The 13,515-nt window shown below is 70.0% G+C and carries 11 protein-coding genes and 3 pseudogenes; 6 read left to right on the top strand and 8 right to left on the bottom strand.

Translation table 11 applies throughout. The annotated features are described in order from the left end of the window. Nucleotides 1-464 (top strand): annotated as a pseudogene (locus FRZ03_RS07495) (serine hydroxymethyltransferase); the annotation flags it as partial. A gap of 56 nt (nucleotides 465-520) precedes the next feature. Continuing rightward, nucleotides 521-1,888, top strand: coding sequence for an L-serine ammonia-lyase (locus FRZ03_RS07490; RefSeq protein ID WP_146464360.1), 1,368 nt, complete (start codon nucleotides 521-523; stop codon nucleotides 1,886-1,888). A 20-nt stretch (nucleotides 1,889-1,908) separates the two neighbouring features. Here FRZ03_RS07490 and FRZ03_RS07485 read toward each other — a convergent pair whose 3' ends face one another. Further along, nucleotides 1,909-2,805, bottom strand: a complete 897-nt coding sequence (locus FRZ03_RS07485) for an IS982 family transposase (RefSeq protein ID WP_146464359.1) — start codon at nucleotides 2,803-2,805, stop codon at nucleotides 1,909-1,911. Between the two features lie 117 nt (nucleotides 2,806-2,922). Here FRZ03_RS07485 and FRZ03_RS07480 point away from each other — a divergent pair, with 117 nt between their 5' ends. Next, nucleotides 2,923-4,014 carry an IS630 family transposase gene (locus FRZ03_RS07480; RefSeq protein WP_146464358.1) on the top strand — a complete coding sequence of 364 codons (1,092 nt, stop codon included), beginning with the start codon at nucleotides 2,923-2,925 and terminating at the stop codon, nucleotides 4,012-4,014. On the opposite strand, the gene FRZ03_RS40100 is transcribed toward FRZ03_RS07480, so the two are convergent. Next, entirely contained in the window at nucleotides 4,011-4,139 is a 129-nt protein-coding gene (locus tag FRZ03_RS40100; RefSeq protein ID WP_261398656.1) for a hypothetical protein, read from the bottom strand. The two genes, FRZ03_RS07480 and FRZ03_RS40100, sit on opposite strands and share 4 nt — an antisense overlap. Before the next feature lie 146 nt (nucleotides 4,140-4,285). Between FRZ03_RS40100 and FRZ03_RS07475 the strand changes: the two genes are divergently transcribed. The 3 genes from FRZ03_RS07475 to FRZ03_RS07465 all read left to right on the top strand — a co-directional run bounded on the left by FRZ03_RS07475 (nucleotide 4,286) and on the right by FRZ03_RS07465 (nucleotide 7,946). Further along, complete coding sequence (locus FRZ03_RS07475; protein WP_146464357.1) at nucleotides 4,286-4,966, top strand: HNH endonuclease family protein; 681 nt, start codon at nucleotides 4,286-4,288, stop codon at nucleotides 4,964-4,966. 1,055 nt (nucleotides 4,967-6,021) lie between these two features. After that, a complete protein-coding gene (locus FRZ03_RS07470; protein ID WP_186785293.1) occupies nucleotides 6,022-6,993 on the top strand; it encodes a NucA/NucB deoxyribonuclease domain-containing protein in 972 nt (323 codons plus the stop codon). 83 nt (nucleotides 6,994-7,076) lie between these two features. Further along, nucleotides 7,077-7,946, top strand: coding sequence for a DUF6924 domain-containing protein (locus FRZ03_RS07465; RefSeq protein ID WP_146464355.1), 870 nt, complete (start codon nucleotides 7,077-7,079; stop codon nucleotides 7,944-7,946). Between the two features lie 78 nt (nucleotides 7,947-8,024). On the opposite strand, the pseudogene FRZ03_RS38880 reads toward FRZ03_RS07465, so the two are convergent. The 6 genes and pseudogenes from FRZ03_RS38880 to FRZ03_RS07435 all read right to left on the bottom strand — a co-directional run bounded on the left by FRZ03_RS38880 (nucleotide 8,025) and on the right by FRZ03_RS07435 (nucleotide 13,305). Beyond that, nucleotides 8,025-8,121: pseudogene (locus FRZ03_RS38880) on the bottom strand. Nucleotides 8,122-8,258: 137 nt separating this feature from the next. Beyond that, a pseudogene (locus FRZ03_RS07460) lies at nucleotides 8,259-9,105 on the bottom strand (IS5 family transposase). A gap of 286 nt (nucleotides 9,106-9,391) precedes the next feature. Beyond that, on the bottom strand, nucleotides 9,392-10,354 hold the full coding sequence (locus FRZ03_RS07450) for an IS481 family transposase (RefSeq protein ID WP_146464353.1): 963 nt from the start codon (nucleotides 10,352-10,354) through the stop codon (nucleotides 9,392-9,394). Between the two features lie 853 nt (nucleotides 10,355-11,207). Continuing rightward, nucleotides 11,208-12,173 (bottom strand): pirin family protein, encoded by a 966-nt coding sequence (locus tag FRZ03_RS07445; protein ID WP_146464352.1) that lies wholly within the window; start codon nucleotides 12,171-12,173, stop codon nucleotides 11,208-11,210. Nucleotides 12,174-12,262: 89 nt separating this feature from the next. Then, nucleotides 12,263-12,640 carry a hypothetical protein gene (locus FRZ03_RS07440; RefSeq protein WP_146464351.1) on the bottom strand — a complete coding sequence of 126 codons (378 nt, stop codon included), beginning with the start codon at nucleotides 12,638-12,640 and terminating at the stop codon, nucleotides 12,263-12,265. Beyond that, a complete protein-coding gene (locus FRZ03_RS07435; RefSeq protein WP_146464350.1) occupies nucleotides 12,637-13,305 on the bottom strand; it encodes an RNA polymerase sigma factor in 669 nt (222 codons plus the stop codon). Before FRZ03_RS07435 ends, FRZ03_RS07440 begins: the two co-directional genes overlap by 4 nt. Nucleotides 13,306-13,515 lie beyond the last annotated feature (210 nt).

Raw genomic sequence — 13,515 nt, 5'->3', positions numbered from 1 at the left:
CGGCCAAGGCGGTCCCCTTCAAGATCGCCGCCTCGGAGGACTTCAAGGAGCGCCAGCGCCGTACGGTGGAGGGTGCCCGCATCCTCGCCGAGCGCCTGACGGCCGCCGACGCCCGCGAGGCCGGGGTGAACGTGCTGTCCGGCGGCACGGACGTGCACCTGATCCTGGTGGATCTGCGCGACTGCGAGCTGGACGGCCGGCAGGCCGAGGACCGCCTCCACGAGGTGGGCATCACGGTCAACCGCAACGCGGTCCCGAACGACCCGCGCCCCCCGATGGTCACCTCGGGTCTGCGGATCGGCACGCCCGCCCTCGCCACCCGCGGCTTCACGGCCGAGGACTTCGCCGAGGTCGCGGACGTGATCGCCGAGGCGCTCAAGCCGTCGTACGACGCGGAGTCCCTCAAGGCCCGGGTGCAGACCCTGGCCGACAAGCACCCGCTTTACCCGGGTCTGAGCAAGTAAGTCACCCGGTGGGGCACTCGACGGAGAGTGCCCCACCACTGCCCCAAGGAGTGACCGTGGCCATCTCGGTCTTCGACCTGTTCTCGATCGGCATCGGTCCGTCCAGTTCCCACACGGTGGGCCCGATGCGCGCGGCGCGGATGTTCGCCCGCCGGCTGCGCAACGAGGGCCTGCTGGACTCGGTCGCCGCCCTGCGCTGCGAGCTGTACGGCTCGCTCGGCGCGACCGGGCACGGCCACGGCACCCCCAAGGCGGTCCTGCTCGGACTGGAGGGCGCCTCCCCCCGCACGGTGGACGTGGAGACCGCGGACGACCGGATCGAGTCGATCAAGCGGACGGGCCGGCTCTCCCTGCTCGGCGAGCACGAGATCGCCTTCTCCTTCGACGACGACCTGGTCCTGCACCGCCGCAAGGCCCTGCCCTACCACGCCAACGGCATGACGGTGTGGGCGTACGACGCCTCGGGCGCGGAGGTGCTGACCAAGACCTACTACTCGGTCGGCGGCGGCTTCGTCGTGGACGAGGACGCGGTCGGCGCGGACCGGATCGTGCTGGACGACACGGTCCTCAAGTACCCCTTCCGCACGGGCGACGAGCTGCTGCGCCTGACGAAGGAGACCGGCCTGTCGATCTCCTCGCTGATGCTGGAGAACGAGCGCGCCTGGCGCACCGAGGAAGAGATCCGCACGGGCCTGCTGGAGATCTGGCGCGTGATGCGCGCGTGCGTGCAGCGGGGGATGACCCGCGAGGGCATCCTGCCCGGCGGCCTCAAGGTGCGCCGGCGCGCGGCCGTCTCCGCCCGTCAGCTGCGCGCCGACGGCGATCCGCTGGCGCACGCGATGGAGTGGATCACGCTCTACGCGATGGCGGTGAACGAGGAGAACGCGGCCGGCGGCCGGGTGGTGACCGCCCCGACGAACGGCGCGGCCGGCATCATCCCCGCCGTACTGCACTACTACATCAACTTCGTGCCGAACGCGGACGAGGACGGCGTGGTCCGCTTCCTGCTGGCCGCGGGCGCGATCGGCATGCTCTTCAAGGAGAACGCCTCCATCTCCGGCGCCGAGGTCGGCTGCCAGGGCGAGGTGGGCTCCGCCTGCTCCATGGCGGCGGGCGCGCTCGCCGAGGTGCTGGGCGGCACGCCCGAGCAGGTGGAGAACGCGGCCGAGATCGGCATGGAGCACAACCTGGGCCTGACCTGCGACCCGGTCGGCGGCCTGGTGCAGATCCCGTGCATCGAGCGCAACGGCATGGCCGCGGTGAAGGCGGTCACGGCCGCCAAGATGGCGATGCGCGGCGACGGTTCGCACAAGGTCTCCCTCGACAAGGTCATCAAGACCATGAAGGAGACCGGCGCGGACATGTCGGTGAAGTACAAGGAGACGGCGCGGGGCGGGCTCGCGGTGAACATCATCGAGTGCTAGACGAGTAGTTCCGATGTGGCTCAGTGGTCGTAGGCGGTCAGTGACCTGGTGATGGGTGCGCCGATGGTGCGGTTGTGCCAAATTGCGCAGGTCATCGCCAGGATCCGTTGGGCCACGCGGACGCCGACGCCTTCGATGGTGCGGCCGCCGTGCTGTTCGAGGTCGAGCTGGCCCTTGAGGGTGTCGTTGACCGACTCGATCAGCTGGCGCACGGTCTTGAGCAGGCCCTCTCCCGGGCGTGGAGTGCCGCGGTTGCGGTAGGAGGGCCGCAGCAGGCTGATGCCGCGGGCGGCGAGAAAGCGGTCCAGTTCGGCGGCGATGTAGCCCTTGTCGGCCAGGATGAGCAGGCCGGCCCGGTCGGTGGCCAGGTGCGGCTCGTTGTCGATCAGGGCGGCCAGCACCTGCCGTTCGTCGATCTTCGGGTCAGCGAGGGCCCAGGTGACGGGCAGGCCGGCTGGGGTGCACACCAGGTGCAGCTTCAGGCCCCAGTAGAAGCGGGAGTGAGAGCGGCAGTAGCCGTAGCCCGCCCAGCCGGCCAGGTCGGAACGTTTGACGGTCTCCCGCGAGCGGGCGCACTCCACGGGGGTGGAGTCCACGATCCACACCGGGTCAAGCCACAGGTCGGTGTCCGCAGCCAGGGACCGGATCACCTGTTTGACCAGCCCCAGGGCGGCCCGCAGGCGCTTGTTGTACGCCGGCCGCTGGGGCAGGTAGGGGAACATCGCGTGCAGGTGGGCGTGGGCGAAGCGCAGCCAGCGGGCCTCGCAGTGGAAGCCCAGCATGGCCTGGGCCACGGCCAGGGTGACCAGTTCGGCGTCGGTCAGCCGAGGCGGCCGGCCGCGTCGGCGCGGGGTCTTCAGACGGTCGTCGATGTGCACGTACAGTGCGGTCAAGAGGGTGTCTAACTCGGTCGTCACAACCCGATGTTGGGCACCCTCCCCACGTCCGTGAACCCCGCATTCGGAACTACTCGTCTAGTGTCCTGAGTCGGGAATTCGCTGCGTAAGTCATCGGCGGTTCGGCATGATGGCCGGGTGGCGAGGACGGGACGGCCGAAGGCCGAGCTGGTGCTGACCGATGACGAGCGTGAGACGTTGAACCGCTGGGCCAGGCGTCGGACTTCTTCGCAGGCCCTGGCCCTGCGGTGCCGGATCGTGCTGGAGTGCGCAACCGGCGCTTCGAACAGAGACGTCGCCGCCCTGCTCGGTGTCGAGGAGCACACGGTGAGCAGGTGGCGGGCCCGCTTTGTGCGGGACCGGCTTGAGGGCCTGACCGACGAGCCACGCCCGGGTGGTCCCCGGAAGATCACCGACGCTCAGGTGGAAGAAGTGGTCGTCAAGACACTGGAGACCACGCCGAAGGACGCCACGCACTGGTCGACGCGGTCGATGGCCAAGGAAGTGGGCCTCTCCCAGTCGGCCATCACGCGTATCTGGCGGACCTTCGGCCTCAAGCCGCACCTGGTGGACACCTTCAAGCTCTCGAAGGATCCGCAGTACATCGAGAAGGTCCGCGATGTGGTCGGCCTGTATCTCGCCCCGCCCGAGCATGCGCTGGTGCTGTGCGTGGACGAGAAGACGCAGATCCAGGCGCTGGACCGGTCGGCTCCGGTGTTGCCGATGATGCCAGGCATGCCCGAGCGCCGTACTCACGACTACGTGCGCGGCGGCGTTACCACGCTGTTCGCCGCGCTGAACACCGCTACCGGCGAGGTGATCGGCCAGATCCACCGCCGGCACCGTGCCGTGGAGTTCAAGAAGTTCCTTGTCCGCATCGACAAGGAGGTACCCGCCGGCCTGGACGTGCATCTCATCTGCGACAACGCCTCAACGCACAAGACCCCGGCCATCCAGCGATGGCTGACCGCACACCCCCGCTTCCATGTGCACTTCACACCGACCAGTTCCTCCTGGCTGAACCAGGTCGAGCGGTGGTTCGCGCTGCTGACGGACAAACAGATACGGCGAGGTGTCCACAGAAACGTCCAGTCCCTGGAGAAGGACATCCGCAACTGGATCAAGACCTGGAACGAAGACCCGAAGCCCTTCGTCTGGACGAAGACCGCGGACGAGATCCTTGAACGCCTCGCAGGATATCTGAAGCGAATTCCCGACTCAGGACACTAGGTCTGCTGCTCGCTCCAGGGCTGCGTGCTGGGTGGCCCGAACGTGTCCCGCAGATGCTCGACCTGCGCCCGCGCCGCGTCCGCCGCCCGCTGCATCTTGACGAGTTCTTCGAAAGTGTGTGCCACGCGCGGATCCTACGGGCGCGGGGCGCCGCGTCGGCTGTCGGGCTTGCCGCCCGATCGGGTGGAGCCGCCGTCGTTCCCGGGCGAGCCGCCGGCCGGAGCCACTACGAAGATCACAGCCCTTCTGTGATCTTCGAGAGGACCTCCTCGTGCGTTTCGCCCGGACCGCCGCGGCCGCCGCCGCTTTCACCGTGCTCCTCGTCCCGGCCGCCGCCCACACGGCCGCGGCCGCACCGCGCTCCCGTACACCCGGGCAGACTGTGACCGTGCCGGTCCGTGACGCCCTCGCCGCGCTGCCGGTGCGGCAGGAGGACCGCACTGGCTACGAGCGCAGCAAGTTCAAGCACTGGGTCGACGCCGATCACGACGGCTGCAACACCCGCGCGGAGGTGCTCAAGGCCGAGGCGGTCGTCGCTCCGGTGCAGGGGGAGCGGTGCACGCTGACGGAGGGGGAGTGGTACTCGCCCTACGACGACCGCTACATCGCCGGTCCCCGGGGCCTGGACATCGACCACCTGGTCCCGCTCGCCGAGGCCTGGGACTCGGGCGCCTACGCCTGGAGCGCGGCGGTGCGGGAGGCCTACGCCAACGACCTCGGGGACGAGCGCGCGTTGATCGCGGTGTCGGCCGCGTCGAACCGGTCGAAGGCGGACCAGGACCCCACCACGTGGCTGCCCCCGGCTGTCGGCTACCGGTGCACGTACGTATCGGACTGGGTGGCGGACAAGACCCGCTGGGGCCTGACCATCGACGCGGCTGAGCACGAGGCACTGGCCGGCCAGCTCAGCCAGTGCCCCAACGCCCCGATCACCGTGACCCTGGCCCGGTAGCACCGAGCCGGCCGACCGCGACTCCGGGGGACGGGTCCCGGCGGGGCGTCTGGCAGTGCGCAAACGGACGCCACCGCTCGCGGCCCGTGACCACGGGCAACCCGAGGTGCGTCTGCAGGTCGGCCACTGCCGCGTCGGTGAGGAGACCGGGGAATGGCGGCGGTTCTCGTCGAAGATTTTCCGCCGTGGTGCCGCAAGCCCCCCCGCGACCACGGACGGGTCGCCGGGCGAGCGCTTCCTCTGTCCTGGTTTTCCTGGCCGTACGGCGGCTTGCAGACACTGGGTCCGTGGGCCAGTTGGACCACCTCTGGGCATCGCGCGTCCTGAGCGAGCCGTCCCGGACCACGTGGCCGGAAAGAGGAGCTCCGAAGAGCCTCACCCCTCGGCCCGCGACGGAAAGCAGGGGTGCCCGGGTTGCTCGCCGGGCGTGGATGCGGGAGCCGACGTGGCGCGGGCGGCCGTTCAATGAGCTCTCTGTTTCGTCAAGGTCGCCATTCAGGCCGAATTTTCCGGATCATCTCATCCCGGCTCGGCTGGGCGAGCCGGCCGGGCCGCTGGCCTTCAACGCGGTGGCCGCTCGATGGGGGAGGTGTCGGAGCCACGCACTCCACCCCGAGCGTGCGGTCAGGACGGAACGCTTAGGCCCGTCGAGGGCCCGGGGATCTGCCTACCCGTCAGGGGGCTCTGCACGGTGCGTGGTCTCGGCCTCCACCGCGCGGTGCCGCGCACGCTGCGCTGAACGGCCTCGCTGTGGCGGGCAGCTGGTGAAAGCGCGCGCCGGGCTGGGGACTGATGGCCTCTGCCGGGCCTGAGTCTCGGCAGTTTTCGGACTGGTGCCCGATCCGGTCCTTTACCGCCATATCCGGAAGCAAAGCCTCAGCATGTCTCAAAACGCACAGGTCCCCAATAAGTCGTAGATACAGGAAAGTTGGCGGCCTTTAGTGTGTCTGCCGCACGGACAGCGCCCTGACCCGGCGCCGTCCTTCCACCAACGAGGGGACATGCTCATGGGGACCAGCGCGCCACGGAAAGCGGCCATCGCCACAGCTCTCGCCATGCTCCTCGCAACCGGTATCAGCGCCACGAGCGCGCAGGCCGCTCCCGCGAAGTACAGCATCACGGTCACCCAGACCGCTGCGGTCAAGACCTCCTACCTGGCCACCGCCGCGGCCGCGAGCTGCCGCCTGAACACCATCACCATCACCCGCACCAGCATGTGCATGGACATCGGCGCCCGGGTCGACATGCTGCAGAACGGCAAGCCGGTCGGCTCGGCCACCTTCGACATCAAGCACTCCATGACCCTGCAGACCAGCAAGCTCAAGTGGGGCGAAAGCTTCACCCTCGGCAAAGCCACGCTCGTCAACGCCAGCGGGGTGAGCGTCACCGTCTCCGTCGGCGGCGGCAAGGGCGTCAAGACCGCCGTCAAGTTCCCCCAGGGCTCCACCCTCGGCCCCGCCCGCACGGGGACCGTCGGCTACGCCGCCAGCGTCGCCAAGAAGAAGCAGCTCACGAGCCCGGCCTCCTACCGGTTCACCTTCACCAAACCCGGCTACACCCCCGGCGGCTTCACCTACAACTCCGCCAAGTACCGCTGCGACGACACCTTCTGGGGCCCCACGAAGCGCACCAAGAACCCCGGCTGCGTCTTCCCCTCCTTCGCCCCCACCTTCACCCTCTCCCGCAGCGACGCACAGGTGAAGCAGTCCGCGAACCACATCTACGACGCCCAGCGCAAAATCACCGGACACCCGGGCGCCTCCACCCCCCTGCACCGCATCACCGACGCGAAAACCATCAACGCCCACCGCAAGGCCATGTGCGCCAAGGTCCACAACCCCGACCCCAAGAAGTACGACTGCGACGAGTACCCCTTCGCCGCCAGCAAGGAAGGCGGCAACCCCAGCCGCGGCAGCACCCGCATCATCTCCGCTGCCGACAACCGCAGCGCCGGCGCCCGCCTCGGCGGCTTCTACAAGAGCCAGCGCGTCCTCAACGGCGACGCCTACTACGTCCACATCAAGTAGACCCGGCACCCACCCGACGCCTGCCACACTGAACAGTGCCGCCACCTGACCGACAGGCACCGCACACACGACGGGGGTTCTCCATGCCGCGCTCCGCCTGGCCCCTCCTCCAGGGCCGCACCCGCCCCTTGAAAATGAAGGAGTGGGGCGACCTGACCGTCATGGACCCCGACACGGGCGCGCACCCGCACGGCCACGGGCTCCTGACCACGGGGAAGGACTGGCTGCACATCGACGCCGGCAGCGCCCTGGAGAACCCCGTCGTCACCCTCTACGCCGGAACGGACCCGGGAACGGAGGAGGGCTGGGACGAGGTCGAAGAGACCACCGTGATCTCCACGACCGGCTTCCTCGCCCTGTGCGACAGCGGATACGAACCCGTACGCAAGCAGAACCTCGCCACCGCAGGGCCCGGTCCCTACCTGGTCCGCGTCCACGCCAGCGACCGCTCGACGGACGGGACGAAGCCACGCTTCCTCATCCAGGTCATCCCCGGCGACCGCACCGGCACCGAACCCGAACCGGCGCCCCCCACGATCGAGGAAGCCGCCGGCCCCCTCCTGGTCCGCACGTCTTTCGACCAGCCAGAACCGTGGACACGCCTGCTCAAGGCCCTCGAAGGTGGCTCGGAGCACTACGAGTCGGTCACCGTCATCGACAACCCTATCTACACGGGCTTCACGGCCGACCAGCTCCAAGCGCGGATCAGCCGCGATGAGGAAGACTGGCCCGACAGCACCCTCCTCCTCATCGCCGACGAGCAGGCTCTGGCCTCCGCGGATTTCCCGCTGCTAGCAGTGAACAACCTGCCCGACGAGGACGACGACCCGTTCAGGATCACCCTCGCCGCAGCCGGCTCCTTCATCGTCAACATCGAACTGGGCAACACAAGCTTCGACGACTGGGCTCGGGGCGCCGACACCGACGGCGTCTACCGGAAACAGCACTACTGACAGCACGGTCGCGCGCGCTACACGGCATGGGCACGCCTCCCACCGGGCGTTTCCCGGTGAGCGGCGTGCCGCGTGATGCGGAGAGGGCAGGATTCGAACCTGCGTGGACCCCTGAAAGGATCCGACCTTGAGGCGTGCTCGCTGGTCCCCGATCAACCACTCCGGGCACCTCTCCTCGCTCCCGACTCCGGTGATTCCCAGGGTCGTTCACGTGAAAGAGAATGGCATGGGCCCCTGACACGGGACTGACATCTCAAGACCGTGCCGAGGGCACCAGCGGGCCCGCCCGCCCACTAGGCAGTTTCGTTTGGATCAGCGCGCGGACCAGAGGAGGATGCACGCGATGTGGAGTCCGGCCAGGTAGATGGTCGCGGTCTTCTCGTGACGGGTGGCGATGCCCCGTCATTGCTTCAAGCGGTTGATGCAGCGTTCGACGGTGTTGCGCTGCTTGTATGCCTCGCGGTCGAAGGCAGGCGGCCTTCCGCCCCGGTTGCCGCGTCGGAGGCGGTGGCCGCGTTGGTCGGCCGGAACGGGGATGACCGCCCGGATCCCGCGCTTGCGCAGGTGCTCGCGGATCGCGCGGGAGGGATACGTCTTGTCGGCCAGGACCACGTCGGGCCTGGTGCGGGGCCGTCCCCGTCGTCGAGGAACGCGCAGGCGGGCCATGACGTGCGCGAAGGCGGGTGCGTCGCCGGCTTGCCCAGCGGTGAGATGGAAGACCAGACGGCAGTGGGCGTCTGAGGCAAGATGGATCTTCGTGGTCAGTCCGCCGCGGGACCGGCCGATGGCGTGGTCCGCCGGTTCGCCAGGCGGGCCCCTTTTTGCGGGCCCCGGCCGCGTGCTGGTGTGCGCGCACGATGGTGGAGTCCACCGAAACGGCCCAGTTGAGGTCTTCCTCGGCGTCGGCCTGCGCGACCAGCGCGGTGAACACCCGCTCCCAGGTGCCGTCGACGGCCCACATCCGCAGCCGGTTGTAGACCCCTCGCCAGTTGCCGAACTTGTCGGGGAGGTGGACCCACTGCGAGCCCGTCTGGAACTTCCAGGCGATCGCATCGATCACCTCACGGTGATCCCGCCACCGGCCACCTCTCTTCGGCGTCCTATCGGGAAGTAACGGCTCGATTCGCGCCCACTGCGCGTTGGTCAACGGCACACCCAGACAACGACCAGCGGGGCTGACCGGAACGGCGCCGCCCGTCAGGCCGTCGACCCCGACCGGAGCCGACGCACATCCCGCACGAGTGCGTACGAGGCACCCAGGAAGATCACAGCTCCAGCCCCGACCCAGAGGGCCGACTCCCCAGAGCGGTACTCACGAACGGCAAGGCTGAGCAGCAACATGCTGGCAAGAACACCGAAGGCCGAGATCAAGACGCCGATGCGGTTAGTCACACGGACATCATCGACGACAACCTCGGCCAGCGGGAGTGATCCAACGAATCGGCCTAGGTGTGCTGTTCGGACAGGTTGGTGACGCGGCTGGCGGGTGGTTGGCCGCTGATGCCGGTGTGGGGTCGGTGGTAGTTGTACCAGTCGAGCCAGTCGGGAAACGCGGCCTGTCGTTCGGCTTCTGAGGTGTAGGGCCGGTGGTAGGCCCATTCGTCGAGCAGGGTGCGGTGGAAGCGTTCGACCTTGCCGTTGGTCTGCGGGCGCCAGGGCCTGGTCCAGCGGGGGCTGATGCCCAGCTCGCGGCAGGTGTCGCGCCAGGTGTTCTTGGTGTAGGCCCAGGCGTTGTCGGTCAGGACCCGTTCGACGGTGACGCCCTGGGCGGTGAACCAGGCGGTAGCCCGGGTGAGGAAGCCGGCGCAGGTGGCGGCGGTCTCGTCGGGCAGGTGCTCGGTGTAGGCCAGGCGGGAGTGGTCGTCCAGGGCGGTGTGCAGGTAGGCGTATCCGGTGCCGTTTCGGCGGTCCTGGTTGGCCCGGCCGGCCGCTCGGCCGAGGACTTTGTGGCCGCCGCCGTCGGGGATGCGGCCGAGTTTCTTGACGTCGATGTGGATGAGTTCGCCGGGACGGGAGCGTTCGTAGCGGCGGACTGGTTCGCCGGTGGCCCGGTCGCAGGCTGCCAGTGCGGGCAGGCCGTGCCTCACGAGGATGCGGTGGGCGGTGGAGGCGGCGATCCGGGTGCGGGCGGCGAGCCGCAGCGGCCCGATGCGGTGCTCGCGCCGCATCCGCACCACCTCCGCCTCGATCCCGGCAGGCGTCCGGCGCGGGCTGTGGTGCGGGCGGCTGGAGCGGTCGTGCATCCCGGCCTCGCCCAGCTGCCGGTAGCGGCCGGCCCAGCGGGCGGCGGTGGTGTGGCTGACCTGGAAGCGTTCCGCGGCCCTGCGCAGCGGCCAGCCGTCGTCCACGACACACCGGGCCAGACGCAGCCTCCCGGTCGGGGTCAGCGGGGCATTACGGTGGGACACGAGGGCCTCCTGGACATCGGTGCAGACTTCGCAATCCACACCGAACCCAGAAGGCCCTCACCCGTTCAAGCACCCAGCCCGCGTGTCACCAACGCCCCGGGACAGCACACCTAGCCCCTGACACCGGCAGGCCGCCTGTCCAGTGCGCGCGGCCGTTCACCGCTCCGTGACCTCGGAAGACTTTTCTGACCGTTTCCTGTGCTCTGTCGCCGTTCCGCCCCGCAGGGCGCCGTCCACGGGCGCGCTGCCCGGAAGCCGAGGAGACTGCGATGGAGTGGAGGGACGCGGTGCGGGCTCTGGCGGGACCCGCTGGTGCGTCGGGACAGCGATCGCGCTCGTCGCGGGCTCCGCACGCGACCGCTTCGCACTCTCCTCGGGCTGTAATGGTGGTGTCGACGGGGCTGGCGACTGGGGGAGGTTCGCTGAGGGTGAGATCGTTTCTTGAGATGCCATGTTCGCCGCTTGGATCGGACGGCAGTGCCCCTACACCTGATGCTGTTTGGTTCCCACAACTGCCCGAGCGGCTGGCCAACGACGACTGGCCCCGAAGGCTAATCGACTCCGGGGCAGCATCAGCCGACAACGCGATGCAGATAATCTCTCCCCCAGCCCCGCTCCAAGGAGCGATCACACCGCTTCACCATGTGCTGATGACTCGTCAGTAAAGTCAGCATTGGGTCAGCATTCGTCCGGCCAAAGCTGCCCTCATATGACCAGACCTTGGAAACGCGGGCAGCCTCGGAGGCGTCCCGCAGGCAGTATCCGAGAGCCAGCGCCACCAGCGATAGTCGTTGGAGGTTAGGCGAAGAGACGGTCTCGAATGCCCTGGACCGCAAATCAGAGTTTCCCCAGGTCAACGCACCCTTCCGCGCGGTTTCAGCGGTACTTCCGGCAGCTGTGGTGCGCGCAGCGGAGCCCCGTCGTAGCCCTTCACCTCACCGAATCGGACCCCCTTCATCCAGTCCTCGCGAGCCTGTACGATCTCCTCCTGGGAGCGGGCGACGAAGTTCCACCACATGACGAGTTCTTCGGCGAAGGGCTCGCCGCCGAGGAGCATGAGCCCGGCGTCGGACTCGGCGCGCAGCGGGAGTTCGGAGCGGCCGCAGCCGAGGTAGAGCATCGAGCCCGGCAGGACCGGCACGCCGTCCACGTGGACCTCGCCGGACATCGCCAGGACGCCGTACTCGAAGTCGGGTTCCAGCGGCAGCCGGACGTCGGCGCCCCGGGTGAGGGCGAGGTCCGCGCCGACGATCGGGGTGTAGGCCGTGCCGGGGGAGACGGAGCCGTCCAGGCCGCCGAGGAGCACCGTGGCGGTCAGGCCGGGCGCGGTCACCGTGGGCAGCTCGGCGTGGAACTCGAACGCCGGGTCCGTGTGCCGGTGCGCGTCGGGCAGCGCCACCCACAGCTGGGCGCCGTGCAGGAAGCGGGCGTGCGGCCGGGGGCTCTCCTCGGAGTGGCTGATCGCGCGCCCGGCGGTCATCAGGCCCAGCTGCCGGGGCCGGATCGTCCGGAGGCTGCCCGTGGAGTCGCGGTGCAGCACTTCTCCCTCGTGCAGCCAGCTGACCGTCTGCAGCCCGATGTGCGGATGCGGCGGGACCTGCATGCCGGGCTCGTCGGAGATGTCGTCCGGGCCGTAGTGGTCGACGAAGGCCCACGCGCCGATCATGCGGCGGCCGAGGTTCGGCAGCAGCCGGCGCACCTCGGTGGATTCCCCCAGCTTGACGTGGCGAGGGCTCAGCAGTTCGCGGACGGGTTCGGCGACGACGAAGCCACGGCCCCCGCAGACGGTGGGCACGGGCGCGCGGTCAAGGTTGCTCATGCAGCCCAACCTAGCGGTGCGGGCGCTGGAGCGTCGGACAACCGGGGCGACCGATTTGCCCGAGAGCGCACAGGGTGCGGCGGCGCCGCTCACCCGGCCGGCCGTGGGGGCTCCGACGCCGGGGACGGGACCGCCACGGGGGTGCGGACCGTCCCGCTCGGTACCGGCACCGGTACCGGCGTGGTGACCGCCGGCCGGGGGGAGCGCGCGGGTTCCGCCGGGCGGGTCCGGGTGTCGTGCAGGGTGAGGAGGACGAGGGCCACCACGGCGGCCAGGGCCAGCAGACCCACCGCGGCCCCGCGCAGGCGCAGCGGCGGCAGCGCCGGCCGGCGTGGGTGCGGCGCGGCGCTCGGCGGGCGCAGGGGCCGCAGATCGGCGGGGCCCACCGCGTTCGCGCGGGCGGCCAGGGCGGCCCGCAGCCGTTCCTCGACGGGGCGCGGCGTGTCCGCCGTACCGGGGTCGTTCATCGCAGGCCCTCCAGACGGCGGCCGAGTGCGTCCAGGGCCCGGCTGGCCGTGGACTTGACGGTGCCCCGGGACAGGCCGAGCGTCGCCGCGATCTCGGCCTCGGTCAGATGCGACCAGTAGCGCAGCACCAGGACCTCCCGCTGCCGCCGGGTCAGGGTGCGCAGCGCCGCCAGCACCTCCCGGTGCTCCTCGTGCAGGAGGACGTCCTCCTCCGGCGCGGGCACATGCTCCTCAGGGGCGGGGACGTGTGCCCGTACGGTCCTGCGCCGGCGCAGCACCGAGCGGGCCGTGTTGACCACGCTGGTCCGCAGGTACGCCTCCGGGTCGTCCAGGGCGGCGAGCCGGTGGCCGTGCCGGCGGAACAGCGCGGTGAAGGCGTCCTGCACGACGTCCTCGGCCGTGGGCAGATCGTCCACCAGCAGCACCGCCAGGCGCACCAGGGAGAGCCGGCGGTGGTGGTACAACTCCTCGATACCGGGCGGGGGTTCGAGGACGGCGGCCGGGTCGAGGGGGCGCCCCGGCGCCGCCGGTGCGGTGGCCGGGCCCGTGCCGGCGCCCAACCGGGCGCGGGCGAGGACCCGCGCCAGTCTGCGCCGGAACGTGGGGGAGGGCGCCGTGCCGGCCCGCTGCCAGGGCAGGGCCGCCGGTGGTGTCGCTGTCGTCATGGATCTCCTGGGGCCGGGCACGGGGGCCGGCCGCATGGCCGGCTCCCCGCACCCGCCTCGCCTCAGGGCTGCGGCGGGACCGGGGCGGGGGCGGGGCACGCGCTTGTCCGGGGGCATCGCCCGGGAGCCACGATGACCGGGACCCCCGTCCGCATCCTCGTCTGCGACGACCACGCCGTCGTACGTGCCGGACTGCTCGCCCTGCTGCAC

The sequence above is a fragment of the Streptomyces misionensis genome (assembly GCF_007896895.1).
In the GTDB taxonomy this organism is placed as follows: Bacteria; Actinomycetota; Actinomycetes; order Streptomycetales; family Streptomycetaceae; genus Streptomyces; species Streptomyces misionensis_A.
This window is presented reverse-complemented; position numbering and strand designations above follow the sequence as displayed.

Bases quoted from the DNA above. Each gene is read 5' to 3' on its own strand.
- FRZ03_RS07470 (WP_186785293.1), top strand. From the start codon at position 6,022: ATGCTCCTCGCAACCGGTATCAGCGCCACGAGCGCGCAGGCCGCTCCC.
- FRZ03_RS07465 (WP_146464355.1), top strand. From the start codon at position 7,077: ATGCCGCGCTCCGCCTGGCCCCTCCTCCAGGGCCGCACCCGCCCCTTG.
- FRZ03_RS07445 (WP_146464352.1), bottom strand. From the start codon at position 12,173: ATGAGCAACCTTGACCGCGCGCCCGTGCCCACCGTCTGCGGGGGCCGT.
- FRZ03_RS07440 (WP_146464351.1), bottom strand. From the start codon at position 12,640: ATGAACGACCCCGGTACGGCGGACACGCCGCGCCCCGTCGAGGAACGG.
- FRZ03_RS07435 (WP_146464350.1), bottom strand. From the start codon at position 13,305: ATGACGACAGCGACACCACCGGCGGCCCTGCCCTGGCAGCGGGCCGGC.